Annotated in this window: 23 protein-coding genes; 18 read left to right on the forward strand and 5 right to left on the reverse strand. The window is 68.0% G+C overall.

Features of this window, described 5'->3' with window-relative positions; translation table 11 throughout:
• The first annotated feature begins 55 nt into the window (after nucleotides 1-55).
• The gene (lpxL, locus tag AB3K92_RS21825) at nucleotides 56-940 is read left to right on the forward strand and encodes a lauroyl acyltransferase LpxL (protein ID WP_021163506.1); all 885 of its coding nucleotides are present in this window, start codon (nucleotides 56-58) and stop codon (nucleotides 938-940) included.
• Nucleotides 941-970: 30 nt separating this feature from the next.
• Here the strand turns inward: lpxL and AB3K92_RS21830 are convergent, their stop codons facing one another.
• Nucleotides 971-1,273: a HigA family addiction module antitoxin gene (locus AB3K92_RS21830; protein WP_369465827.1), complete on the reverse strand. Its 303-nt coding sequence runs from the start codon at nucleotides 1,271-1,273 to the stop codon at nucleotides 971-973.
• 237 nt (nucleotides 1,274-1,510) lie between these two features.
• On the opposite strand from AB3K92_RS21830, the gene dapF reads away from it, so the two are divergent.
• The 9 genes from dapF to AB3K92_RS21875 all read left to right on the forward strand — a co-directional run bounded on the left by dapF (nucleotide 1,511) and on the right by AB3K92_RS21875 (nucleotide 10,240).
• Nucleotides 1,511-2,380, forward strand: a complete 870-nt coding sequence (gene dapF / locus AB3K92_RS21835) for a diaminopimelate epimerase (RefSeq protein WP_027788876.1) — start codon at nucleotides 1,511-1,513, stop codon at nucleotides 2,378-2,380.
• A 37-nt stretch (nucleotides 2,381-2,417) separates the two neighbouring features.
• The gene (locus AB3K92_RS21840; RefSeq protein WP_059554751.1) at nucleotides 2,418-3,146 is read left to right on the forward strand and encodes a DUF484 family protein; all 729 of its coding nucleotides are present in this window, start codon (nucleotides 2,418-2,420) and stop codon (nucleotides 3,144-3,146) included.
• Between the two features lie 14 nt (nucleotides 3,147-3,160).
• Nucleotides 3,161-4,081 (forward strand): tyrosine recombinase XerC, encoded by a 921-nt coding sequence (xerC, locus tag AB3K92_RS21845; protein WP_042972630.1) that lies wholly within the window; start codon nucleotides 3,161-3,163, stop codon nucleotides 4,079-4,081.
• Between the two features lie 76 nt (nucleotides 4,082-4,157).
• The gene (locus tag AB3K92_RS21850) at nucleotides 4,158-5,372 is read left to right on the forward strand and encodes a class I SAM-dependent rRNA methyltransferase (RefSeq protein ID WP_042972632.1); all 1,215 of its coding nucleotides are present in this window, start codon (nucleotides 4,158-4,160) and stop codon (nucleotides 5,370-5,372) included.
• A 201-nt stretch (nucleotides 5,373-5,573) separates the two neighbouring features.
• Nucleotides 5,574-6,653 carry a GTP-binding protein gene (locus AB3K92_RS21855; RefSeq protein ID WP_021156274.1) on the forward strand — a complete coding sequence of 360 codons (1,080 nt, stop codon included), beginning with the start codon at nucleotides 5,574-5,576 and terminating at the stop codon, nucleotides 6,651-6,653.
• A 496-nt stretch (nucleotides 6,654-7,149) separates the two neighbouring features.
• Nucleotides 7,150-7,566 (forward strand): RNA polymerase-binding protein DksA, encoded by a 417-nt coding sequence (gene dksA / locus AB3K92_RS21860; RefSeq protein WP_006477498.1) that lies wholly within the window; start codon nucleotides 7,150-7,152, stop codon nucleotides 7,564-7,566.
• Between the two features lie 242 nt (nucleotides 7,567-7,808).
• Nucleotides 7,809-8,345, forward strand: a complete 537-nt coding sequence (gene hslV, locus AB3K92_RS21865; protein WP_021156275.1) for an ATP-dependent protease subunit HslV — start codon at nucleotides 7,809-7,811, stop codon at nucleotides 8,343-8,345.
• A gap of 10 nt (nucleotides 8,346-8,355) precedes the next feature.
• Entirely contained in the window at nucleotides 8,356-9,699 is a 1,344-nt protein-coding gene (hslU, locus tag AB3K92_RS21870) for an ATP-dependent protease ATPase subunit HslU (protein WP_042972634.1), read from the forward strand.
• Between the two features lie 178 nt (nucleotides 9,700-9,877).
• On the forward strand, nucleotides 9,878-10,240 hold the full coding sequence (locus tag AB3K92_RS21875) for a hypothetical protein (RefSeq protein ID WP_301863420.1): 363 nt from the start codon (nucleotides 9,878-9,880) through the stop codon (nucleotides 10,238-10,240).
• Between the two features lie 22 nt (nucleotides 10,241-10,262).
• Here the strand turns inward: AB3K92_RS21875 and AB3K92_RS21880 are convergent, their stop codons facing one another.
• The 3 genes from AB3K92_RS21880 to AB3K92_RS21890 all read right to left on the reverse strand — a co-directional run bounded on the left by AB3K92_RS21880 (nucleotide 10,263) and on the right by AB3K92_RS21890 (nucleotide 12,552).
• The gene (locus AB3K92_RS21880; RefSeq protein ID WP_021156278.1) at nucleotides 10,263-10,805 is read right to left on the reverse strand and encodes a response regulator transcription factor; all 543 of its coding nucleotides are present in this window, start codon (nucleotides 10,803-10,805) and stop codon (nucleotides 10,263-10,265) included.
• Nucleotides 10,806-10,818: 13 nt separating this feature from the next.
• The gene (locus tag AB3K92_RS21885; RefSeq protein ID WP_369465828.1) at nucleotides 10,819-12,237 is read right to left on the reverse strand and encodes an ATP-binding protein; all 1,419 of its coding nucleotides are present in this window, start codon (nucleotides 12,235-12,237) and stop codon (nucleotides 10,819-10,821) included.
• Between the two features lie 90 nt (nucleotides 12,238-12,327).
• Nucleotides 12,328-12,552, reverse strand: a complete 225-nt coding sequence (locus tag AB3K92_RS21890; RefSeq protein WP_021156280.1) for a cysteine-rich CWC family protein — start codon at nucleotides 12,550-12,552, stop codon at nucleotides 12,328-12,330.
• A gap of 318 nt (nucleotides 12,553-12,870) precedes the next feature.
• On the opposite strand from AB3K92_RS21890, the gene argB reads away from it, so the two are divergent.
• The 8 genes from argB to AB3K92_RS21930 all read left to right on the forward strand — a co-directional run bounded on the left by argB (nucleotide 12,871) and on the right by AB3K92_RS21930 (nucleotide 22,946).
• Nucleotides 12,871-13,770: an acetylglutamate kinase gene (argB, locus tag AB3K92_RS21895; protein ID WP_006490510.1), complete on the forward strand. Its 900-nt coding sequence runs from the start codon at nucleotides 12,871-12,873 to the stop codon at nucleotides 13,768-13,770.
• Entirely contained in the window at nucleotides 13,767-14,558 is a 792-nt protein-coding gene (locus AB3K92_RS21900) for a pyrimidine 5'-nucleotidase (protein ID WP_021156281.1), read from the forward strand. The genes argB and AB3K92_RS21900 overlap by 4 nt, the downstream gene beginning before the upstream one ends.
• Nucleotides 14,525-15,193 (forward strand): nucleoid occlusion factor SlmA, encoded by a 669-nt coding sequence (gene slmA / locus AB3K92_RS21905; protein ID WP_048244654.1) that lies wholly within the window; start codon nucleotides 14,525-14,527, stop codon nucleotides 15,191-15,193. The genes AB3K92_RS21900 and slmA overlap by 34 nt, the downstream gene beginning before the upstream one ends.
• Nucleotides 15,194-15,377: 184 nt before the next feature.
• Entirely contained in the window at nucleotides 15,378-18,314 is a 2,937-nt protein-coding gene (locus AB3K92_RS21910; protein WP_369465829.1) for an autotransporter outer membrane beta-barrel domain-containing protein, read from the forward strand.
• Nucleotides 18,315-18,588: 274 nt separating this feature from the next.
• The gene (locus AB3K92_RS21915) at nucleotides 18,589-19,734 is read left to right on the forward strand and encodes a homoserine O-acetyltransferase (protein ID WP_048025622.1); all 1,146 of its coding nucleotides are present in this window, start codon (nucleotides 18,589-18,591) and stop codon (nucleotides 19,732-19,734) included.
• Nucleotides 19,731-20,339 (forward strand): methionine biosynthesis protein MetW, encoded by a 609-nt coding sequence (gene metW, locus AB3K92_RS21920; protein ID WP_021156285.1) that lies wholly within the window; start codon nucleotides 19,731-19,733, stop codon nucleotides 20,337-20,339. Before AB3K92_RS21915 ends, metW begins: the two co-directional genes overlap by 4 nt.
• Before the next feature lie 119 nt (nucleotides 20,340-20,458).
• Nucleotides 20,459-21,880 carry an AmpG family muropeptide MFS transporter gene (locus AB3K92_RS21925; protein WP_021156286.1) on the forward strand — a complete coding sequence of 474 codons (1,422 nt, stop codon included), beginning with the start codon at nucleotides 20,459-20,461 and terminating at the stop codon, nucleotides 21,878-21,880.
• Nucleotides 21,870-22,946 carry a M48 family metallopeptidase gene (locus AB3K92_RS21930; protein WP_369465830.1) on the forward strand — a complete coding sequence of 359 codons (1,077 nt, stop codon included), beginning with the start codon at nucleotides 21,870-21,872 and terminating at the stop codon, nucleotides 22,944-22,946. Before AB3K92_RS21925 ends, AB3K92_RS21930 begins: the two co-directional genes overlap by 11 nt.
• A 9-nt stretch (nucleotides 22,947-22,955) precedes the next feature.
• Here AB3K92_RS21930 and AB3K92_RS21935 read toward each other — a convergent pair whose 3' ends face one another.
• Entirely contained in the window at nucleotides 22,956-23,900 is a 945-nt protein-coding gene (locus tag AB3K92_RS21935; protein ID WP_042974133.1) for an AraC family transcriptional regulator, read from the reverse strand.
• Nucleotides 23,901-23,906 lie beyond the last annotated feature (6 nt).

The raw sequence follows: 23,906 nt of genomic DNA on the forward strand, positions 1-23,906 counted from the left end.
TGTCTTACCTACCTGTTCGCAACGCGCCGGCCAGCCGGTCCCACGGAGGTTTCGCATGCTAGGTCGTCTAGGCACGCACCTCGCCATTGGCTTGCTGAAACTGCTCGCCCTGTTGCCGTACGGCCTGACCGCACGGTTCGGCGATGGTCTCGGCTGGCTGCTCTACAAGATCCCCAGCCGGCGAAAACGCATCGTACACACCAATCTGAAACTCTGCTTCCCGGATTGGAGCGACGCACGCCGCGAGGAAGTGGCAGGCCAGCATTTCCGCCATGCGATCCGCAGCTACGTCGAGCGCAGCGTGCAGTGGTTCGGCTCGGAGAAAAAGCTCGCGAAGCTGATCCAGGTCGACAGCGCGGTCGACCTCGACGATCCGGACCTGCCGCCGACGCTGTTCCTCGGCCTGCACTTCGTCGGCATCGAAGCCGGCTCGATCTGGCTGAACCGTTCGCTCCACCGCCGCTGCGGGTCGCTCTACCAGCCGTTCTCGAACGCCGTGCTCGAGGAAGAGGCGAAGAAGGCGCGCGGGCGTTTCGACGCCGAGATGGTCGGCCGCGCGGACAGCGCGCGCGTCGTGCTGCGCTGGCTGCGCGACCGCAAGCCGGTGATGCTCGGCGCCGACATGGATTACGGGCTGCGCAATTCGACGTTCGTCCCGTTCTTCGGCGTGCCCGCGTGCACGCTGACGGCGGTCGGCCGGCTCGCGAAGACGGGCCGCGCGCAGGTCGTGCCGTTCATCGGCGAAGTGCTGCCGAACTACAAGGGTTATCGCCTGAAGGTATTCAAGCCGTGGGATCACTACCCGACGGGCGACGACGATCTCGACGCGCGGCGGATGAACGAATTCCTCGAGGAACAGATCCCGCTGATGCCCGAGCAATACTATTGGGTCCACAAGCGCTTCAAGACGCGCCCGGCCGGCGAGCCGAGCCTGTACTGACCCCGCCGGAAGGCGTTCGCAGGCGGGCCGTCACGCGCGCGCCCGCGCCCTCGCCACCTTCGGCGCGCCCTTCGCGCGCGCCCGCCACAGGTCGTGGGCCGACTGCTGCGCGAGCCACAGATCGGCCCGCCCCCCGTTTTCCTCGCCGAGCCACGCTTCGAGGCGCAGCGCCATTTCCGGCGAGATGCCGGCATGGCGGTGCAGGATCCGCGACAGTGCGGCACGCGTCACGCCCAACTGCGACGCGGCCTCGGTGACGGTCAGGCCGAGCGCCGGCAGCACGTCGTCGCGCAGCGTGTCGCCCGGATGGGGCGGATTGAAGATGCGGTTCATGGCTTGAATGAGCTCGCTGGAGGTTGACAGGGCGTATGGCGAAACAATACGAATCGCCGGGTGGCCTCATCCAATTGAGCGAGTACGAAAACGCCCGGAACGCCCGCGCAGGACGCCCCTGTCGGCTCCATGTATCATTTGCGGTTGAGATCAGCACGACGAACGAGGCCGCCCGACATGGCGCGGCGTCGCGCGCGCCGCGCTGACCGCCTTGTTCGCCATGGAAATCCGGACCCAGTGAAACTCTCGTTCACCAAGATGCACGGCGCGGGCAACGACTTCGTCGTGCTCGACGGCTATTCGCGCGCATTGCCGCCGCTCACCGAAGCGCAGGTGCGCGCGCTCGCCAACCGCCACTTCGGCATCGGCGCCGATCAGTTGCTGCTCGTCGAAAAACCGACCGTCGACGGCGTCGATTTCAAGTACCGGATCTTCAATTGCGACGGCGGCGAGGTCGAACATTGCGGCAACGGCGCGCGCTGCTTCGTGAAGTTCGTCAGCGACCGCGGCCTGACCGACAAGCGCAGCGTGCGCGTGCAGGTGATGAAGGGCCTGATCACGCTGACGATGCAGGACAACGGCGAAGTCGTCGTCGACATGGGTGCGCCCGTGTTCGCGCCGGCGCAGGTGCCGTTCGATGCGGCGGGCCTCGACGGCCGCACCGAGGGCCGCGACACGTTGTGGCCGCTCGACGTCGGCGGCGCGACGCGCTGGATCTCGACGGTGTCGATGGGCAACCCGCACGCGGTGCAGATCGTCGACGACGCCGAAGCGTATCCGGTGCTCGAGGAAGGCCCGCTGATCGAGCACCACGCGCGCTTCCCGGAGCGCGTGAACGCCGGCTTCATGCAGATCGTGTCGCGCAGCGAAGTGCGGCTGCGCGTGTACGAACGCGCGGCGGGCGAGACGCTCGCGTGCGGCACCGGCGCGTGTGCGGCGGTCGCGGCCGGCATCCGGCGCGGCCTGCTCGATTCGCCCGTGACCGTGCACACGCACGGCGGCACGCTGACGATCAGCTGGGACGGCGCACGCGACGAAGCTGCCGCGCTGATGATGGCCGGGCCCGCCACGACCGTGTTCGAAGGCGAGATCGACCTGCCCGCCTGACCCTGCAACGTCCTTGATAACTGAACGCTCCAGCCACATGAACGATCGCGAAGTCGCCGACTACCTGCTCGCCAATCCCGAATTCTTCGCGCAGCACGCCGAACTGCTCGCGACGATCCGCCTCGCGAACCCGCACGGCAAGGCCGCGATCTCGCTGCAGGAGCGGCAGATGGAGATGTTGCGCGACAAGAACAAGCATCTCGAGCGCCGGCTCGCCGAACTCGTGCGCTACGGCCACGAGAACGACAGCCTGTCCGCGAAGTTCAGCCGCTGGACCGCCCGCGTGATCGCGGAACGCGATCCGTACGCGCTGCCGCGCACGATCGCCGACGGCATCGCCGACGTATTCGACGTGCCGCAGACGGCACTGCGCGTGTGGGACGTCGCCGACACCTATTCGCAGGCCGACTTCGCGCGCCAGGTCGGCGAGGAAGTGCGCCTGTTCACGAACGGCCTGTCGACGCCGTACTGCGGTGCGAACACGGGCTTCGAGGCCGCGCAGTGGCTCGCGCCCGCGGTCGCCGCCCCGGCCGCGAATGCGGCGGAAGGCGCGGAAGCCGCGCCGTCTGCCGGCGACGGCTCGGCCGCATCGGTCGCGCTGCTCGCGCTGCGCGCGCCGCTCGCCGGCACCGATGCGCCCGCGTTCGGCCTGCTCGTACTGGGTTCGCCCGACCCGCGCCGCTTCCACGACGGGATGGCCACCGACTTCCTCGCGCAGATCGCAACGCTCGCGAGCGCCGCGCTCACGCGCCTGCTGCCGCACTGAGCCTGCCGCACGCGATGACAGACGATCCGGTCGCCGCCTACCTGTCGAACCTGAAGCACGTCAGGCAGCTGTCGGAGCACACGCTGCGCGCCTACACGCACGAACTCGACGAACTGAAGAAGCTTGCGGCCGGCCGGCCGCTCGAAGTGCTGACGGCCGCCGACATGCGCGGCGCGGTCGCGCGCGCACATTCGGGCGGGCTGTCCGCACGGTCGATCTCGCATCGGCTGTCCGCGTGGCGCGCGTTCTACCGCTGGCTCGCGCAGCGCATCGACATGCCGGCGAACCCGGTCGCCGCGGTGCGCGCGCCGAAACGCCCGAAAACCCTGCCGAAGGCGCTGTCGGTCGACGACGCATCGGCCCTGATGGACGCACCGCTCGCCGGCACGACCGAAGGCATCCGCGATCACGCGATCCTCGAGCTGTTCTATTCGTCGGGGCTGCGCCTCGCGGAGCTGATCGGGCTCGACGTCATGTACACGCAGGCCGACGGCTACCGCTCGGCCGGCTGGCTCGATCTCGCCGAAGCCGAAGTCACCGTGCGCGGCAAGGGCAACAAGGAGCGCAAGGTGCCAGTCGGCCGCAAGGCAATCGATGCGCTGAACGCATGGCTCGCGGTGCGCGGCGAATTCGTGAAGCACGATCCGCATCCGCTGTTCGTGTCCGTGCGCGGCAACCGGATGTCGCCGGGCGTCGTGCGCGAGCGCGTGAAGCGCGCGGCGCTCGCCGCGGGCATCCCCGCCAACGTCCATCCGCACGTGCTGCGCCACTCGTTCGCGACGCACGTGCTGCAGTCGAGCGGCGACCTGCGCGCGGTGCAGGAACTGCTTGGCCACGCGAGCGTGTCCGCCACGCAGGTCTATACGTCGCTCGACTTCCAGCATCTCGCGAAGATTTACGACAGCGCGCATCCGCGCGCGAAGAAGCGCGACTGACGCGCGCCCCGTGTTACCCGCCGCGCGCGGCGACCGGCCACGGCCGGCTTCGCGCACGGCCCATTTCGATCTCATCATGCAAACCGTCACCCTCAAGCCGTCCAAGGACAAATCGCTGCTGCGCCGCCATCCGTGGATCTACGCCAATGCGATCGACCGCGTCGACGGCAAGCCCGCGCCCGGCGCGACCGTGATCGTGCGCGCGCACGACGGCCGCTTTCTCGCGCGCGGCGCGTACAGCCCGCAGTCGCAGATCCGCGTGCGCGTATGGAGCTTCGACGAGAACGAGCCGATCGACCACGCGTTCTTCAAGCGCCGCGTGCAGCGCGCCGTTGCGCACCGCACGACGATGGTGTCGGGCACGGGCGCGGTGCGGCTCGTGTTCGGCGAAGCCGACGGGCTGCCGGGGCTGATCGTCGACTACTACGTCGCGGACACCGCCGAAGCCGGCGCGGCGCCGCGCGGCCAGCTCGTCTGCCAGTTCATGGCCGCGGGCGTCGAAGCATGGAAGGACGCGATCGTGAAGGCGCTCGTCGGCGCGACCGGCTGCCCGAACGTGTACGAGCGCTCGGACGTGTCGATCCGCGACAAGGAAGGGCTCGAGCAGACGACCGGCGTGCTGGCAGGAGACGCGCCGCCCGCGACGCTGATCGCGAACGAAAACGGCGTGCGTTATCACGTCGACGTGCCGAACGGCCACAAGACGGGCTTCTACGTCGACCAGCGCGACAACCGCGCGCTGGTTGCGCAGTACGCGGCCGATCGCGACGTGCTGAACTGCTTCTGCTACACCGGCGGCTTCTCGCTCGCGGCGCTCAAGGGCGGCGCGAAGCGTGTCGTGTCGATCGACTCGTCGGGCGATGCGCTCGCGCTCGCGCAGCAGAACGTCGTCGCCAACGGTTTCGACGCCGAACGCGCGACCTGGCTCGACGCCGACGCGTTCAAGACGCTGCGCCGCCTCGTCGACGAAGGCGAACGTTTCGACCTGATCGTGCTCGATCCGCCGAAGTTCGCGCCGACCCGCGACAGCGTCGATCGCGCGGCGCGCGCGTACAAGGACATCAACCTGAGCGGCTTCAAGCTGCTGCGTCCGGGCGGCCTGCTGTTCACGTACTCGTGCTCGGGCGCGATCGACATGGACCTGTTCCAGAAGATCGTCGCGGGCGCGGCGGCCGACGCGAAGGTCGACGCGCGCATCCTGAAGCGGCTCGGCGCGGGCGTCGATCACCCGCTGCTCGCGGCATTCCCGGAAGGCGAATATCTGAAGGGCCTGCTGTTGCAAATCGTCTGATCGCCCCGATCTACGCGCGTAACCTTCCGCCGGCCGCGGCCTCGCGCCCGGCGGATTCGCGTTCCCGCCTGTCGTTCGGACGACGGGCGGGGGCTTGACAGGTATGTTTCAATGGATGGTTGTGCGCCCCGGCTGGCAGCGCGAGCGGGCGCAACGCACATCCTGGTTTTGACCCCGATTCACGAACCACAGGCGATTGACATGGCCACTCCCGTCACCATCCTCACCGGCTTCCTCGGCAGCGGCAAGACGACGCTGCTCAAGCGCATCCTGAACGAACAGCACGGCATGAAGATCGCCGTGATCGAAAACGAGTTCGGCGAAGAGAACATCGACAACGAAATCCTCGTGCAGGATTCGAACGAGCAGATCATCCAGATGAGCAACGGCTGCATCTGCTGCACGATCCGCGGCGACCTCGCCCGCGCGCTCGGCGATCTCGCCGCGAAGAAGCGCGAAGGCAAGCTCGACTTCGACCGCATCGTGATCGAAACCACCGGCCTTGCGAACCCGGGCCCCGTCGCGCAAACCTTCTTCATCGACAGCGAAATCGCCGACGACTTCCTGCTCGACGCGGTCATCACGCTGGTCGACGCGAAGCACGCGAACGCGCAGCTCGACGAGCACGAAGTCGTGCAGCGCCAGGTCGGCTTCGCCGACCGGCTGTTCATCACGAAGTCGGACCTGGTCGACGACCAGACCGTGGCCGGCCTGAAGCACCGCCTGATGCACATGAACCCGAAGGCCGCGATCAAGGTCGTGAACTTCGGCGAAGCCGACATCAAGGAAATCTTCGACCTGCGCGGCTTCAACCTGAACGCAAAGCTCGAGATCGACCCCGACTTCCTCGCCGAGGACGATCACGCGCATCACCACCACGATCACGACCATGATCACGATCACGCCAATTGCGACCACGATCACGGTCAATGCGCGCACGATCACGACCACGGCCACCACCATCACCACCACGCGCACCACGACGACAAGATCAAGTCGTTCGTGTATCGCAACGACCGCCCGTTCGACCCGAACAAGCTGGAAGACTTCCTCGGCGGCATCCTGCAGATCTACGGCGAGCGGATGCTGCGCTACAAGGGCGTGCTGTACATGAAGGGCGTCGACCGCAAGGTCGTGTTCCAGGGCGTGCATCAGATGATGGGCAGCGACCTCGCCGCGAAGTGGCTGCCGATCGAGAAGAAGACGAACAAGATGGTGTTCATCGGCGTCGATCTGCCGCAGGACCTGATCACCGACGGCCTCGACGCCTGTCTCGCCTGACGCGCGCGGGCAACCGCCGCACACGCCGCCGCACGGCCGCCCCGCGGGCGGCTGCGGCGGCCGCGGAGCGCCCGTTTCGGGCAGGGTTTCGCCGTCATCGCTTTTTCGCGATTTGCGCGTTATATTTTCTAGATATTGGCGCAGCCGACGGGGATCGACCCGATACGGCGCCCGCTTGCGATTCAGTTACAATACGTGCCCGCTGGAGTACGGCAACAAACAGGCCCGGTTCTTGCTGAACCAGTTTTCCGGGCATCGCAACCGCGCCGGATCGCCAATCCGCCTCCCGGCCGCGGCCGATGCGATGTGCCGCGCAGCACACCGGTTCGCAGCGCGCGCAACTCCGCGCCAGGCCTATCCTGGTATTTGAGAACCGGTTTTCCAGAGGCTTTCGGCCCCGCGGCGGCAAATCGCAAATGATTGCAAGCGCGGTTGCGGGTAATCCCAAAGTGCAGGCAATATCTCTCGATTTGCCGCACATTGAAGAAGCAAGCAGATGACGAAGAAACTCTTGACCGAAGCCGAAATCCTGAAGATGAGCGACAAGGATTACATGAATGAGGATCAGCTCGCCTTCTTCAAAAATCGGCTCGAACAGTTGCAGGCGGACATCCTCAAGAATGCAGGCCAGACGACCGAGAACCTGCGCGAGACGGTGATCGTCCCCGATCCCGCCGATCGCGCGACGATCGAGGAAGAGCACGCGCTCGAGCTGCGCACGCGCGATCGCGAACGCAAGCTCCTCAAGAAGGTTCAGCAGTCGCTCGCCCGCATCGATTCCGGCGATTACGGCTGGTGCGAGGAAACCGGCGAGCCGATCGGCATTCCGCGGCTGCTCGCCCGTCCGACCGCCACGCTGTCGCTCGAGGCGCAGGAGCGCCGCGAGTTGCGCCAGAAGCTGTTCGGCGACTGATCGAGCGGCGTTCCGCTCAAACACGCTGCTTCCCGAAAGCGCGCGGCCTGCCGCGCGCTTTTTGTTTTTCCGGCACCGGCTTGCGGTTGGCCGGTTTTCCGATTTGCCGCCCGCCTCTTGATATCCCCGCGCCCGCCCTAAAATGAAACGGACGCGCGCCGGGCCGCTTCCCGGCGCACTGCGAGTTACGCGGCGGCGCCTCGCGCCGCCCGACTCTTCCCCGTTTTTCTCAAGGAACGCAGATGGAGCAATTTCACGGCACGACCATCGTTTCGGTCCGGCGCGGCGACAAGGTCGCGCTCGGCGGCGACGGCCAGGTAACCCTCGGCAACATCGTCATGAAGGGTGGCGCGCGGAAAGTGCGGCGGATCTACAACAACCAGGTGCTGGTCGGATTCGCGGGCGGCACCGCCGATGCGTTCTCGCTGCTCGACCGCTTCGAGGCGAAGCTCGAAAAGCACCAGGGCAACCTGACCCGCGCGGCCGTCGAGCTCGCGAAGGACTGGCGCACCGACCGGATGCTGCGCCGCCTCGAGGCGATGCTGATCACGGCCGATGCCACCACCACGCTCGTGATCACCGGCAACGGCGACGTGCTCGACCCCGAGGAAGGCATCTGCGCGATCGGTTCGGGCGGCGCGTATGCGCAGGCCGCGGCCCGCGCGCTCGCGGAGAACACCGAGCTGTCGCCGCGCGAGATCGTCGAGAAGTCGCTGAAGATTGCCGGCGACATGTGCATCTACACGAACCACAACCGCATCATCGAAACGATCGAGTAAGGACCGCACTATGAGCACCATGACCCCTGCCGAGATCGTCTCGGAACTCGACAAGCACATCATCGGCCAGGCCAAGGCGAAGAAGGCCGTCGCGGTCGCGCTGCGCAACCGCTGGCGCCGCCAGCAGGTCGCCGATCCGCTGCGCCAGGAAATCACGCCGAAGAACATCCTGATGATCGGGCCGACGGGCGTCGGCAAGACCGAAATCGCACGCCGCCTCGCGAAGCTCGCCGACGCGCCGTTCATCAAGATCGAGGCGACCAAGTTCACCGAGGTCGGCTACGTCGGCCGCGACGTCGACAGCATCGTGCGCGACCTGATCGAGATCTCGGTCAAGCAGACGCGCGAATCCGAGATGCGCAAGGTGCGCAGCAAGGCCACCGACCAGGCGGAAGACCGCATCCTCGACATCCTGCTGCCGCAGCCGCGCGCAGTGGGCTTCGGCGGCAATGCCGACCACGCGAACGACGACAACAACGCGACGCGCCAGACCTTCCGCAAGCGCCTGCGCGAAGGCCAGCTCGACGACAAGGAAGTCGAGCTCGACCTCGAGCAGCCGTCGGCCGGCATGGACATCATGGCGCCGCCGGGGATGGAAGAGATGACCGAGCAGATCCGCTCGATGTTCTCGAACCTCGGCAGCGGCAAGAAGCAGCGTCGCAAGGTGAAGATCAAGGAAGCGCTGAAGCTGCTGACCGACGAGGAAGCGGCGAAGATGCTGAACGACGAGGAAGTGAAGACGAAGGCCGTGCAGAACGTCGAGCAGAACGGCATCGTGTTCCTCGACGAGATCGACAAGATCACGTCGCGCAACAACGAAGGCAGCGGCGGCGAAGTGTCGCGCCAGGGCGTGCAGCGCGACCTGCTGCCGCTCGTCGAAGGCACGACGGTCAACACGAAGTACGGGATGGTGAAGACCGATCACATCCTGTTCATCGCGAGCGGCGCGTTCCACCTCGCGAAGCCGAGCGACCTGATTCCCGAACTGCAGGGCCGCTTCCCGATCCGCGTCGAGCTCGACTCGCTGTCGGTGAACGATTTCGAGGCGATCCTCGTCGCCACCGATGCCAGCCTCGTCAAGCAGTACCAGGCGCTGCTCGCGACCGAAGACGTGCAGCTCGAATTCGCCGACGACGGCATCCGCCGTCTCGCGGAGATCGCGTATGCGGTCAACGAGAAGACCGAGAACATCGGTGCGCGCCGGCTGTACACGGTGATCGAGAAACTGCTCGAGGAAGTGTCGTTCTCGGCCGGCAACCATGCCGGCGAGCGCGTGACGATCGACGCGAAGTATGTCGACCGTGCGCTCGGCGAAGTCTCGCAGGACGAAGACCTGTCGCGCTACGTGCTGTAACGCGCGCGGCGTCCGACGAAAAACGGGCGGCCCCTTGCGGGGTCGCCCGTTTTTTCATGGTCAGGCGATGCGGCGCCCGTGCCTGCCCCTCGAATGCAGCTGATGGCAAGCACGCTGGTGCGTCCCTATAATCCGGACTCCTCCGGCCAAGTACCGACGCATTCGTCACTACCTTCGAATGACCATCTACCCTTCCGTCGCCGGCCGAATCGTGCCGGCCTTGCTCGCGCTCACGCGCGCCGACATCCTGTCGCTCCTGCGCCGGATCAGGCGGGATTCGCTGCGGCGCTACAACGTCGCGTTTGTACTCGCGTGGCTGGGCACGCTGGCGGGCATCGCACTCGCCAGCGTGGCGTTCAGCCTCGGCATCCAGTTCGTCGCGCGTGGCGTATCGGCAACGCCGTGGCCGCTGGCCAACGCCATCGTCATCGGCGGATGCGCGCCGCTGCTCGCCAACGTCTTCTACTCGGCGCTGCTCACGCTACTGCTGAAACGCGAGATCGTCGCCAGCCTGTCGCGCGCCCCGGGCTCGCCCGGCTGACGCGCCGGGCGCCAGTGCCCGCTTACTGCCGCACCGGCTTCTTCGCGAGCTTGCGCTGCAGCGTGCGGCGGTGCATGTTCAGCGCGCGCGCCGTCGCCGAAATATTGTTGTTGTTCTCGGCCAGCACGCGCTGGATGTGCTCCCATTCGAGCCGGTCGACCGACAGCACGACCGGATTCTCGAGCGCTTCGTCGGCCTGCACTTCGGTCGCGTTGGTCTGCAGCGCGGCCAGGATCGACTCGACGTTCGCGGGTTTCGCGAGATAGTTGTCGGCGCCTTCCTTCACCGCCTGCACGGCGGTCGCGATGCTCGCGTAGCCGGTCAGCACCAGGATCCGCGCATCGGGCTGCAGGTCGCACAGCGGCGCAATCAGGCTCAGCCCCGAATCCTCGCCGAGATGCAGGTCGACGGTGATGAACTGGAACTTGCCGCCCGCGGCAAGCCGCAGCGCCGCCTCCTTGTCGTGCGCCTGCTGGACCGCATAACCGCGGCGCTCGAGGCCGCGCGCGAGCGTTCCCGCGAACACCTCGTTGTCGTCGATCACCAGGAAATTGTTCTCGCTCATGTGGTTTCTCCGTCTACGTGTTGGTTGAGGCGGCCGGCGCCGCGACGCGCACCGCCGGCAGGCGCAGCACGGCCCGCGTGCCGCGCGCGACGGATGTGCCGGCCGCGCGGCTGTCCGGCGTGCCGGTTGTCCGTTCGGACGCGCGCTGGCCCGCGCGCTGTCCCGGGCCGGCCGCGGCGTGACCATTCGCCGCCCCGCCGGCCCGCCCGTTGCCGCCCGCCGCACGCGGCACGACATCGGACAGTTCGATCTCGCCGCCGAGCCGCGCGGCCGCGCTGAACGCGAGATACAGGCCGACCCCGTGCCCGCCCTGCGTGCTGTCGACCGGCATCGCGCCGAGCGACTCGCGCAGCGCGGCCGGAATGCCGGGCCCGTCGTCGCACACCTCGAATTCGATCTCGTCGGCCGTGCCGGCGTGCGCGACCTTCGCGGCCAGCGTCACGCGCTGCGGGCTCGCGCGCGCGGCGTTGTCGAGCAGGATCGTCAGGATCTGGCCGGCCGCGACCGTGTCGTCGAGCGCGACGCCCGCCGGGCGCGCACCGAGCAGTTCGAACTGCACGTGCGGATGCCGCAGGCGCCAGTGCTCGACGAACGTGTCGAGCCAGTCGTCCACCGGCTGGCGGCTCGCGGGTGCGCTCGCGCGGCTGCGCAGGCGCGCGAGCGCCGACGTGCAGAGCGTCATCTGCTCCTCGAGCACCTTCAGGTCGGCTTCGTAGCGGGCCAGCCCCGGATCGGCGCGCGCCGCGTCGCGCAGTTCCTCGGCGAGCATCGCGATCGTCGACAGCGGCGTACCCATCTCGTGCGCGACGGTGGCGGCCTGCACGCCGAGCGCGACCGCCCGCTCGTCGCGCAGCAGGTGCGCCTGCGCTTCGCCGAGCGCCGCGTCGCGCTGGCGCAGCGCATTCGACATGCGCGCGACGAACCACGCGATCAGCCCGACGCTGACCATGAAGTTCGCCCACATCCCGGTACGGTAGTAGTCGAACAGGTTGGCCGGGTTATCCATGTTGAGCGGCACCGAGTCGAAGCCGAGCGCCGCATAGCACGCGACCGCGAACGCCGCGAGCCAGATCATCAGGTGCCACGGCAGCACGGCCGCCGCGATCGCGAGCGAAGGCAGGTACAGCGACACGAACGGGTTGGTCGTGCCGCCCGACAGGAACAGCAGCGCGGACAGCGCGCCGAGGTCGACCCACAGCTGGCCGAGCAGCTCGAAATTGGTCTCGGGCCGCGCGCGCAGCACGCGCACCCAGGTCAGCGCGTTGAAAACGATTTCGAGCGCGATGACCATCAGCATCGCCGGCAACGGCAGATGCACGCCGAAATAGGTCTGCACGACGCCGATCGTCACGAGCTGGCCGATGATCGCGAGATTGCGGAGCCAGAACAGGTGACTGAGGTTGACGCGCCCGGTGGTGGTGATTCGTTGCATCCGGGCAGTTTACCCGTTTAGCGGGCAGCGCCTCTAGCGGGGCCGGATCGGAACGTGGTGCGGAATGCGCTGCGTGCACGGCCGGTGCCGTCAGCCGGCCGCGCCGGCCATCCGCTGCGCGATCTCGTCGGCCAGGCATTCGGGGCACCGGCAGCGCGCGCCGGTTGCCGGCGGCGTACCGCCGGGCAAGACCGGCATCGACGCGCACCAGCATTCGAACGGCTGCGAGCGGGCGCCGCAGTCGAAGCTGCGCCCGCAGTGCGGGCAGCGCGCGCGGCGCGGGGCGGAACGGGCGTCGGCGGCGGGATCGGTCATGGCGGAAGCGCGGAAGCGGGCGTGAAACCGCCCTACGCGACAAGCATAGCGCGGCGAACGGATTTTGCACGCCGTCCATCCGGCCGATGACCGTCGTCAACGCTCGCGAGCCGCCTCGGCGCCGCTACCTGCGCACCGTTGCGCACACCCCCGCCCGAATGGCCGCCCGCATCGTGCCGCGCCATAGCCGGCGGGCCGCCGCGCGTGGTACCCGAGCCGCGCCGCGCGTGTTCCGGCCCGTCCAAAAACCCGATGCTGCGCTGCGCCACTCCTGTACAATTCGCCGTGTTTCAACCGTTCCCAGCCAGAGCCGCCGCCATGTCCGAGCCCATCGACCTCTCGCAGATCGCCCCCACGCTGAAAGCAGAAATCCTCGCCGAGGCGCTGCCGTATATCCGCCGTTACCACGGGAAAACCGTGGTCATCAAATACGGCGGCAACGCGATGACGGAAGAGCGGCTCAAGCAAGGTTTCGCGCGCGACGTGATCCTGCTGAAACTGGTCGGCATCAACCCGGTGATCGTCCACGGCGGCGGTCCGCAGATCGATCACGCGCTGAAGAAGATCGGCAAGGCCGGCACCTTCATCCAGGGCATGCGCGTCACCGACGAAGAGACGATGGAAGTCGTCGAATGGGTGCTGGGCGGCGAAGTGCAGCAGGACATCGTGATGCTGATCAACCACTTCGGCGGCCACGCGGTGGGCCTGACGGGCAAGGACGGCGGCCTGATCCACGCACGCAAGCTGCTGATGCCGGATCGCGACAACCCGGGCCAGTACATCGACATCGGCCAGGTCGGCGAAGTCGAGGCGATCAACCCGGCGGTCGTGAAGGCGCTGCAGGACGACGCGTTCATCCCGGTGATCTCGCCGATCGGCTTCGGCGAGGACGGCCTGTCGTACAACATCAATGCCGACCTCGTCGCGGGCAAGCTCGCCACGGTGCTGAACGCCGAGAAGCTGCTGATGATGACCAACATCCCTGGCGTAATGGACAAGGACGGCAACCTGCTGACCGACCTGTCCGCGCGCGAGATCGACGCGCTGTTCGAGGACGGCACGATCTCGGGCGGCATGCTGCCGAAGATCTCGTCGGCGCTCGACGCGGCAAAGAGCGGCGTGAAATCGGTGCACATCGTCGACGGCCGGATCGAACATTCGGTGCTGCTGGAAATCCTGACCGAGCAGCCGTTCGGTACGATGATCCGCTCGCATTGAGCGCGCGCCGCAAACCATCCAGCCCCGACCTGCCGGCGTCGCTGCGACGCCGGCGCATCTCCCGCAGCCGGCCGCACGCCGGCTCGCCCGTCTGGCTGTTCGATCTCGACAACACGCTGCACCACGCATCGCACGCGATCTTTCCGGAGATCAACCGCGCGATGACGCAGTACATCATCGACGCGCTGCAGGTCGAGCGCACCGAAGCCGACCGCCTGCGCACCGGCTACACGCAGCGCTACGGCGCCGCGCTTCTCGGCCTCGCGCGCCATCACCCGATCGATCCGCACGACTTCCTGCGCGTGGTCCACACGTTCGCCGATCTTCCCGCGATGGTGCGCGCCGAGCGCGGCCTCGCGCACATCATCGCCGCGCTGCCGGGCCGCAAGTTCGTGCTGACCAATGCGCCCGAGAACTATGCGCGCGCGGTGCTGCGCGAATTGCGCATCGAGCGGCTGTTCGAACGCGTGATCGCGATCGAGCACATGCGCGACCGCCGCACGTGGCGCGCGAAGCCCGATCACACGATGCTGCGCCGGACGCTGCGCACCGTGCATGCCCGTGCGTCCGATGCGATCCTCGTCGAGGATACGCTCGGCCACCTGAAGCGCTACAAGCGCCTCGGCATCGGCACGGTGTGGATCACCGGCCACCTGCCCGGCCACCTGCCAGGCACCGGACGCCCACTTTATGTCGACCAGCGCATTCGTTCGCTAAAATCGCTGCGACTGGGCACTCGATCGGGGCGACAGAAATGCAGCCGACTCACCCGCAGGACCAAGCCGTAACGGACGATCAGGCATCACCCACCCGCACCCGTACACGTCCGAAACCGGGCGAGCGTCGCGTGCACATCCTGCAGACGCTTGCGACGATGCTCGAGGCGCCGAAGCGCGAGAAGATCACGACGGCCTCGCTGGCGGCCCGGCTCGACGTGTCGGAAGCCGCGCTGTACCGCCATTTCCCCAGCAAGGCGAAGATGTACGAAGGGCTGATCGAGTTCATCGAGCAGTCGCTGTTCGGCCTCGTCAACCAGATCGTCGAGAAGGAGCCGAACGGCGTGCTGCAGGCCCGCACGATCGCGCTGACGATGCTCAGTTTCGCCGCGAAGAACCCCGGCATGACGCGCGTGCTGACGGGCGAAGCGCTGGTCGGCGAGGACGAACGGCTCACCGAACGCGTGAACCAGCTGCTCGACCGCATCGAAGCAACCGTCAAGCAGTGCCTGCGGGTCGCGCGCACGGAGGCGAACGCGCCCGACGGCGCGGCGCCGTTCGCGCTGCCGGCCGACTACGACCCGGCCGCTCGGGCGAGCCTGCTCGTCAGCTATGTGATCGGCCGGTGGCACCGCTTCGCGAAAGGCGGGTTCCAGAAGCCGCCCGGCGAGCAGGCCGACGCGCATTTGCGGTTGATCCTGCAGTGACCGGCGCCGGACGCGCGCGTCCGGCGCGCTCGCGATGCGGCCGACGCTGCGTCGCAATTCGAACTCGTCCAATATCGCATTTCGCCTGATCGGGTTAATTTTCTCCTGTTTTCAATACAACGGGAGTGATCCGGTGAATCGCGAGTTTCCGCATTGTCAGACGTCCTCCGGCCGACAGCGCGCCGTGGCCCCGCCGCGCGCGCCGCTGCTTGCGCGTGCCGCACTGCTTGCCGGCGCGATCATCCCGTGGCCGTCATCGGCCCAGGTCACCGACGGCGGCGCACAACTCGCCGACGGCGTCACGCTGGAAACCGCTCCCGGCGACTATTCGACGAGCAACTTCGCCAGCCCGGTGTTTTCCGCAGTCAACGGCGGCGTGCTGACCACCACCGGCAAGACGCGGCTGTTCGCGACCGGCACCTATTCGTCGGGGGCTTCCGCTTTCGGCGACGGGTCGCGCATCGCGCTGCGCGACACCGAAATCCGCACCCGCGGGTTCATCGGGACGGGCATCGACGTTCGCGCAGGCAGCAGCGCGACAGCCGAAAACATCTCGATCGACACCGACGGAAGAAGTGCACACGGCGTCTATGTCGACGTCAGCGGCAGCCGCGTCGACGTCACCGGCAGCGCGATCGTCACGCGCGGCCGCGAAGCGCACGGCATCGCGGCGAACAACGCACCCGGTGCGATCGTGAACGCCACCGATACGATCGTCCGCACCAGCGGCGACTTCGCATACGGCACGTTCGTCAGCTACGGCGACATCCATGCAACGCTTGCTCGCACCGACATCCGGACGAGCGGAGACTACGCGTCCGGGCTGTTCATGCCCGGCGCGTCCTCGGTCACGTTCAGCGACGCGCGCGTGGCCACCGACGGCGACCAGGCGCTCGGCATCGACACGCGCAGCGGCCGTGTCGAACTCGCGCGCACGCACGTGCACACGCAAGGCATCAATGCGCACGGGCTGTATGCCTCGCAGGAAGGCAGCGAGACGCCGGTCGTGCTTGCAACGGACACCGACGTGACGACAGCCGGCGACCGTTCGGTCGGTGCCGTCGCGCGGCTCGGCGGCAAGGTCGCCATGACGCGCGGCGGGATCGCGACGGGCGGCGAACGCGCGTATGGCGTGCTCGCCAGCGGCGCCGGCTCGGTCGCGTCGCTCACGGATGCCACGGTGACGACGAGCGGCGTGGACGGCACCGCGCTGCGGGCAAGCGCCGGCGGCACGATCGGCCTGTCACGCACCGACGTGCGCACGACCGGCGACGGCGCGTGGGCCGCCGGCATTCACGGCGGCACGCTGACCGTCGATGGCGGCTCGCTCGTCAGCGATCGGCACGGCGCGATCGACGTTTCGGACGCACACGTCTCGCTGCAAAACGGCGCGCGCGTCGCCGGCGGCAACGGCACGCTGCTGTTCGTCGACGCACGCTCGGGGGCGCCGGTGCGGCTGACGCTCGATACGGACGCGCGGGCCGCCGGCGACATCGTGAACCGACCGGCGGACAACGGCGCCCCGCCGTCGCCCGCCGTGACCGATGTCGCGCTGTCCCATGGCGCCGCGTGGACGGGCGCGACCGATGCGGTACGCGCGCTGTCGCTCGACACGAACAGCCGGTGGACCGTCACCGCGGATTCGTCGGTCGGCTCCGTCGCGCTGAACGGCTCGACCATCGCATTCGCGCCTTCCGATGCGGGCGCGCCGCGCACGCTCGTCGTCTCGGGCGACTATGCGGCGCGCGACGGCAGGCTCGTCGTCAACACGACGCTGAACGACGACGCATCGCCGTCCGACCGGATCGTGATCGACGGCGGGCACGCGTCCGGCCATACCGGCATCGTCGTCCGGCGTGCCGGCGGCAACGGCGCGCAGACCACCGTCGGCATCCCGATCGTCGAGACCCGCAACGGCGGCACGACGGACCCCGCCGCATTCACGCTCGACACCGGATCGGACGGTTATCGCCGCAGCTTCGGCACGGTGTCCGCCGGCGGCTACGACTACATGCTCGCGCGCAGCGGGAACGGCGGAAAGGAACACGACTGGTATCTCGTTTCCGCCGCACGGCCCGAGCCGCCGGTGCCGCCTGGCCCGGTCGATCCCGAGCCGCCTGTCCAACCCGAAATTCAGCCGCCGCCTCCGCGCGCCGTCGCACCCGAGCCCGACGCGTATCTGGCCAATGCCAACGCCGCCGCGACGATGGCGATCCACACGCTGCATCAACGGGAAGATCGCACGCTGCGCACCGGCGATACCGCATCACGCCCGCTCGATGGCGTTGTCTGGCTGCGCGCAGAGGGGCAGATCACATCGATATCGGGCGGCAACCGCAGCGTGTCCGGAAACGGCCGCCTGATTCACGCGGGCGCCGACCTGTTCCGTTTCGACGACGGTCGCGGCGGCCACTTCCGGGTCGGCGCGATGGGCATGTACGGCAGCCAGACGAGCTGGTCGACTCGCCCGCTGTGGAATGCCATCGAGCAGCGCGTCGCCGATGCCACCGCACGCGGCAGCGTGTCCGGTTACAACATCGGCCTGTACGGCACCTGGTACGGCAACCGCGACATCCTGACCGGCCCGTACGTCGATGCATGGGCGCTGGTCGGCGCCTATGCGAACAGCGTCGGCGGCAGTCTCGCGGCCGACTCGTACCGATCGCGCACCGTGACGGGTTCGCTGGAAGGCGGTTATTCGTTCCGTTTCTACGAGCGCGGCGACACGCGTTTCCATGTCGAGCCCGAAGCGCAGCTCGTCGTGTCGGACTATCGCGCGGACGCCCATCGCGTTGTCGGCGGCCGTCTCGACGGGCAGAGCTCGACCGACGTGCTGACCCGCGTCGGCGTACGCGTGCATGGCGTGACGATCACGCCGTCCGGACGTGAACTTCGGCCGTTCATCGACGCGAACTGGTGGCACGGCCCCGGGTCGCGCACGCTCACGCTCGACGGCAATGCGTTCTCGTTCGACGTGCCGCGCGATCGGGCGGCATTCCGGATCGGCGCGACCGGGCAGTGGTCGAAACGCTTCGCGGTATCGGCCGGCCTCGGGCTGGAGTCGAACCTGTCCGACTATGCGGTCGTCAAGGGCGAGCTGGCGGCGAAGTACCGGTGGTGACACCATGCGCCGGCGGCGTGCCGCGGCCGCCCCGACATCCGCTTGCCGCAAATTCCGCTATACTTTGCCGACTGTCGCCCTACGGGCGGCAGGTCGGAAGCGCGCCGATTTGCTGACTCGATTGCGGGCGCGCGAACCGGCCGGAACGTTGATGCGTCTTCGTCCCGGCGGTTCACTACAAATGCGGCTAAAGAGGTCGTCAGCCGCGCACCTTCGACTCCGCGCCCCGCCGACACCATTTAGCCGCCCAGTCATAAGGCATAAGGCGGAACGAATGGAATCGATCGGCATCGTCGCTCCACAGACCATGCACTTCGCCGAACCGCTGCGCTTGCAAAGCGGCAGCGCGCTCGGCAACTATCAGCTCGTCGTCGAGACGTACGGCGAGCTCAACGCCGCGCGCTCGAACGCGGTGCTAGTCTGCCACGCGCTCAATGCGTCGCATCACGTCGCCGGCGTCTACGCGGACGATCCGCGCAGCACCGGCTGGTGGGACAACATGGTCGGCCCCGGCAAGCCGCTCGACACCAACCGCTTCTTCGTGATCGGCGTGAACAACCTCGGCTCGTGCTTCGGCTCGACCGGCCCGATGAGCATCGATCCGTCGACCGGCAAACCGTACGGCGCGCGCTTTCCGGTGGTCACCGTCGAGGACTGGGTGCACGCGCAGGCGCGCGTCGCCGACGCGTTCGGCATCGAGCGCTTCGCCGCGGTGATGGGCGGCAGCCTCGGCGGCATGCAGGCCCTCGCGTGGAGCCTGATGTATCCGGAGCGCGTCGCGCACTGCATCGACATCGCGTCGACGCCGAAGCTGTCCGCGCAGAACATCGCGTTCAACGAGGTCGCGCGCTCGGCGATCCTGTCCGATCCCGACTTCCACGGCGGCGACTACTACGCGCACGGCGTGAAGCCGAAGCGCGGCCTGCGCGTCGCGCGGATGATCGGCCACATCACGTACCTGTCCGACGACGACATGGCCGAGAAATTCGGTCGGGCGCTGCGCCGCGCGGACGGCGCGCTCGACGCGTACAACTTCAGCTTCGACGTCGAATTCGAGGTCGAGTCGTACCTGCGCTACCAGGGCGACAAGTTCGCCGACTACTTCGACGCGAACACCTACCTGCTGATCACGCGCGCGCTCGACTACTTCGACCCGGCGAAGGCGTTCGACGGCAACCTGACGGCCGCGCTCGCGCACACGCAGGCGAAATACCTGATCGCGAGCTTCTCGACCGACTGGCGCTTCGCGCCGGCGCGTTCGCGCGAGATCGTGAAGGCGCTGCTCGACAACAAGCGCACGGTCAGCTACGCGGAAATCGACGCGCCGCACGGCCACGACGCGTTCCTGCTCGACGACGCGCGCTATCACAACCTGCTCCGCGCGTACTACGAACGAATCGCCATCGAGGTGGGTGTATGAACCAGCAAGCGCTGAATTCCCTGTCCGCGCGCGCGGACTTCCGCACGATCGCCCGCTGGGTCGAGCCGCGCTCGACCGTGCTCGACCTCGGCTGCGGCGACGGCTCGCTGCTCGCGCTGCTGATGGAGGAACTGGACGTCACCGGTTACGGCATCGAACTGAACGACGCCGGCGTGCTCGCGAGCGCGAAGAACGGCATCAACGTGATCCAGCAGAATCTCGAGGACGGCCTGCGCCTGTTCGAGGACCACAGCTTCGACATCGCGATCCTGTCGCAAACCCTGCAGACGATCCACCAGACCGCCGCGATCCTGCGCGAAACGGCGCGCGTCGGCCGCGAGTGCATCGTGTCGTTCCCGAACTTCGGCTACTGGTCGCACCGGCTGTCGGTGCTGCACGGCCGGATGCCCGTGTCGAAATCGCTGCCCTACCAGTGGCACAACACGCCGAACGTCCGGGTGCTGACGATCAAGGATTTCGAGGCGCTCGCGCCGGAAGTCGGCGTCACGATCCTCGACCGCGTCGTGCTGCACGAAGGCCAGCCGATTCGATGGGGAGCGAACTGGCGTGGTAGTCTTGCTGTCTACCGCGTCAAGCGCAGCTGAGCCGGGGGGCCGTTGACGGAAGATCCGGCCCGCACGAGCGTGCGGCCGCCCCTCTCGCGTCGCTCGCACCGCCGCCTGCGCTGCCGCCGCCATCAGTCAACGCTATCCAGTTTCTGTCCATGTCGAAAACGCCACACGAGGCGCCCGCACTCACCGCTCACGAGGATCACCCCGGCTGGCGAGCCTATCTGAACACGCACATGCTGATCTGCGTGTTCCTGGGCTTCACGTCGGGCCTGCCCCTGTTCACGCTCGTCTATCTCGTGCAGGCATGGCTGCGCTCGGAAGGCGTGAACCTGAAGGAAATCGGCCTGTTCGCGCTGATCCAGTTCCCGTATACGTGGAAGTTCCTGTGGGCGCCGCTGATGGACCGCTACATCCCGCGCCTGCCCGGCTGGCGGCCGGGCCGCCGGCGCGGCTGGATGCTGCTCACGCAGGTGCTGGTCGCGGGCGCGATCGCCGCGCTCGGCTTCGTGTCGCCGCGCGATTCGATCTGGACGGTCGCCGCGCTCACCACGCTCGTCGCGTTTTTCGGCGCGAGTTCCGACATCGTGATCGACGCATACCGCCGCGAGCTGCTGCGCGATACCGAGCAGGGCCTCGGCAACGCGGTGCACGTGAACGCGTACAAGCTCGCCGCGCTGATCCCCGGTTCGCTCGCGCTGATCCTGTCCGATCACATGCCGTGGGACGCCGTGTTCGCGCTCACCGGCGCGTTCATGCTGCCGGGCATCCTGATGACGCTGCTGGTTCGCGAGCCCGAAGTGGTCGGCGCGCCGCCGCGCAACCTGCGCGACGCGATCGTGCTGCCGTTCCGCGAATTCATCCAGCGCGACGGCTGGGCCGGCGCGCTGCTCGTCATCGCGTTCATCTTCCTGTTCAAGATCGGCGACACGATGGCCACCACGCTGTCGACGTCGTTCTTCCTCGACATCGGCTTCTCGCGCACCGAGATCGGCATCGTCGCGAAAACCACCGCGCTCGTCGCGAGCGTCGCCGGCGGCATCATCGGCGGCGTCTGGCTCGTGAAGATCGGCATCGGCCGCGGGCTGTGGGTCTTCGGCGCGCTGCAGATGGTGTCGACGCTCGGCTTCGCGTGGCTTGCGCAGGTCGGCCCCGGCTCGCCGGTGCTGGCGGCGCTCTACGACTTCACGGTCGCGGCCAGCCATGCGCTCGCGTCGTTCCTGTCGATCTTCGGCTTCGAGGTCACGCCGCATCTGAGCCCGATGACCGTCGCGCTCGCGCTCGTCTACGGCTTCGAAACCTTCACGACCGGCCTGACGATGGCCGCGTTCGTCGCGTACATCGCGAGCACGACCGACCCGCGCTATACGGCCACGCAGTTCGCGCTGTTCACGAGCCTCGCGTCGGTACCGCGCACGCTCGCGTCGGCCGCGAGCGGCTTCATCGTCGCGAAGATCGGCTGGTTCGACTACTTCATCGTGTGCACCGCGCTCGCGATTCCCGGCATGCTGCTGCTGTTCAGGATCGCGCCGTGGAACGGCGCCGCACGCAACGGCGAGGCCAGCCGTGCGCAGTAACCGCCTGCACCGCCTCGCGCGCGTTGCGGCTTCGTGGAGCGTCGGTGCCGCGGCGCTCGCCGCCGGGCTCGCCGCCCATGCGTCCGACACCGGCGCGCCCGCTGCAACCGCCGCGGGCTCCGCGCCGGCCGCCGCACCGGCTTCACCGCCGGCAACGTCGACTTCCGCCGCCCCCGCCCAGCCGGCCACCGCCGAACCCGCGCAGCCGACCGGCGGCGCCGCGTCGACGAAGGCTTATACGCCGACACCGCAGCAGGTCCGCTACGGCAATGCGATCGCATTCCGCACGTTGATCCCGTCGCCGCTGCTCGAGCAGCTCACCGCGAGCGAATACGCGCAGATCGTGCAGGCGGCCGCCGACAGCAACCGCCTGCTGCCGGCAAACCAGCCGCGCGTGAAACGCCTGCGCGCGATCGTCACGAAACTCGCGCCGTATTCGGTGAAGTGGAACGATCGCGTGAAGAACTGGGCGTGGGACGTGAACGTGATCCGCTCGCGCGACATCCGCCTGACCTGCCTGCCGGGCGGCAAGGTGCTCGTGTACGGCGGCCTGCTCGAGCGCATCCGGCTGAACGACGATGAACTCGGCGTGCTGGCCGCGCACGGCATCGCGCACGCGCTGCGCGAGCATGCGCGCAGCAACTTCAGCGCGGCATCGCAAACTTCGCTGCGCGCCGCCGCGCTGCCGCCGCTGTTCGGCGTCGGCGATCCGCTGCCGCAGGCGCTGAACCTCGGCGAGCGCCTGCAGTCGCTCCATTACGACCCGACCGACGAGACCGAAGCCGACGTGATCGGCGGCGACATCGCCGCCCGCGCGGGCTTCGATCCGCGCGCGGCGATCACGCTGTGGGACAAGCTCGCGGCCGCGACGCGCGCGAACAAGGCCACGGGTTTCATCTACACGCACCCGTACAGCACCGCGCGGCGCCAGGATCTGCTGAACCGGCTGCCGGACCTGATGCCGCTGTACGCGAAGGCGATCGGGAAGCGGGTCGACTCACTGCCCGACTACGCGGGCATCAGCGCGCAGCGGCGCAAGGTCGTGCGGCGCGGCGCCACCGGATGACGCCGGCCGTTACGCGTCCGTATCGGCCACGGCCGGGCGAATCCCGATTTCACGCATCCAGCGCACTTCGTCACCGGGGCTGCGGCCGAACAGCCGCTTGAACTCGCGGCTGAACTGCGACGCGCTCGCATAACCGACACGCGCGGCCGCCGTACCGGCACCGACGCCGTCCTGCACCATCATCAGCCGCGCCTGATGCAGGCGCGCGGCCTTCACGTACTGCATCGGCGACGTCGCCGTCACGTGCTTGAAGTGCGCGTGGAACACCGCGAGGCTCATCCCGGCCTCGCGCGCCAGGGTTTCGACATCGAGGTCGGCCTTCAGCTCAGCATGGATGCGCCGCAACGCCTTTGCGATGCGGCCGAAGTGATGCTGCTGCACGAGCGCCGCGCGGATCGCGTCGCCCTGCGCGCCCGTCAGCACGCGATACGCGATCTCGCGCATGATCGCGGGCCCCAGCACGCGCGTGTCGTGCGGCGAAGCCAGCACTTCGAGCAGCCGTACGACCGCATCGGCCAGCGGCGCGTCGAGCGGCGTCGAATAGACGCCGAGCGGCTCGCTCGCGGCCGCGCCGAGCGTCTCGTCGAGCAGGAGCGCGAGCTCGGCGATCACCGCGAGATCGACGCGGATCGAGATCGCGAGAAACGGCTCGTCCATGCTCGCGAAAGTCTCGCATTCGAACGGCAGCGGCACCGACAGCACGAGATACTGCTGCGCGTCGTAGACGAACGAGCGATCGCCGAGATAACCGAGCTTGCGCCCCTGGCACACGACGATGATGTTCGGTTCGTACAGCACGGGCATGCGCGGCGCGGGACGGCTCACGCGAATCAAACGCACGCCGTCGAGCGCCGCCAGCGTGTCGCCCTCGTTCGGCGCGAGGCGCGTGTGCAGCTCGATCATGCGGCGCTGCACGCGGTCGCCCGTGTCGGCGAAAAGGGGCTCGAAGCTCATCTGCGT

The sequence above is a fragment of the Burkholderia sp. Bmkn7 genome, assembly GCF_041103175.1.
Lineage (GTDB): Bacteria > Pseudomonadota > Gammaproteobacteria > Burkholderiales > Burkholderiaceae > Burkholderia > Burkholderia cepacia.

Coding starts and splice junctions, on each gene's coding strand:
- AB3K92_RS21850 (WP_042972632.1), top strand. CDS start 4,158: ATGCAAACCGTCACCCTCAAGCCGTCCAAGGACAAATCGCTGCTGCGC.
- AB3K92_RS21935 (WP_042974133.1), bottom strand. CDS start 23,900: ATGAGCTTCGAGCCCCTTTTCGCCGACACGGGCGACCGCGTGCAGCGC.
- AB3K92_RS21855 (WP_021156274.1), top strand. CDS start 5,574: ATGGCCACTCCCGTCACCATCCTCACCGGCTTCCTCGGCAGCGGCAAG.
- AB3K92_RS21875 (WP_301863420.1), top strand. CDS start 9,878: ATGACCATCTACCCTTCCGTCGCCGGCCGAATCGTGCCGGCCTTGCTC.
- AB3K92_RS21830 (WP_369465827.1), bottom strand. CDS start 1,273: ATGAACCGCATCTTCAATCCGCCCCATCCGGGCGACACGCTGCGCGAC.
- hslV (WP_021156275.1), top strand. CDS start 7,809: ATGGAGCAATTTCACGGCACGACCATCGTTTCGGTCCGGCGCGGCGAC.
- slmA (WP_048244654.1), top strand. CDS start 14,525: ATGCAGCCGACTCACCCGCAGGACCAAGCCGTAACGGACGATCAGGCA.
- AB3K92_RS21925 (WP_021156286.1), top strand. CDS start 20,459: ATGTCGAAAACGCCACACGAGGCGCCCGCACTCACCGCTCACGAGGAT.
- AB3K92_RS21890 (WP_021156280.1), bottom strand. CDS start 12,552: ATGACCGATCCCGCCGCCGACGCCCGTTCCGCCCCGCGCCGCGCGCGC.
- metW (WP_021156285.1), top strand. CDS start 19,731: ATGAACCAGCAAGCGCTGAATTCCCTGTCCGCGCGCGCGGACTTCCGC.
- dksA (WP_006477498.1), top strand. CDS start 7,150: ATGACGAAGAAACTCTTGACCGAAGCCGAAATCCTGAAGATGAGCGAC.
- hslU (WP_042972634.1), top strand. CDS start 8,356: ATGAGCACCATGACCCCTGCCGAGATCGTCTCGGAACTCGACAAGCAC.
- AB3K92_RS21840 (WP_059554751.1), top strand. CDS start 2,418: ATGAACGATCGCGAAGTCGCCGACTACCTGCTCGCCAATCCCGAATTC.
- argB (WP_006490510.1), top strand. CDS start 12,871: ATGTCCGAGCCCATCGACCTCTCGCAGATCGCCCCCACGCTGAAAGCA.
- AB3K92_RS21885 (WP_369465828.1), bottom strand. CDS start 12,237: ATGCAACGAATCACCACCACCGGGCGCGTCAACCTCAGTCACCTGTTC.
- xerC (WP_042972630.1), top strand. CDS start 3,161: ATGACAGACGATCCGGTCGCCGCCTACCTGTCGAACCTGAAGCACGTC.
- AB3K92_RS21880 (WP_021156278.1), bottom strand. CDS start 10,805: ATGAGCGAGAACAATTTCCTGGTGATCGACGACAACGAGGTGTTCGCG.
- AB3K92_RS21915 (WP_048025622.1), top strand. CDS start 18,589: ATGGAATCGATCGGCATCGTCGCTCCACAGACCATGCACTTCGCCGAA.
- lpxL (WP_021163506.1), top strand. CDS start 56: ATGCTAGGTCGTCTAGGCACGCACCTCGCCATTGGCTTGCTGAAACTG.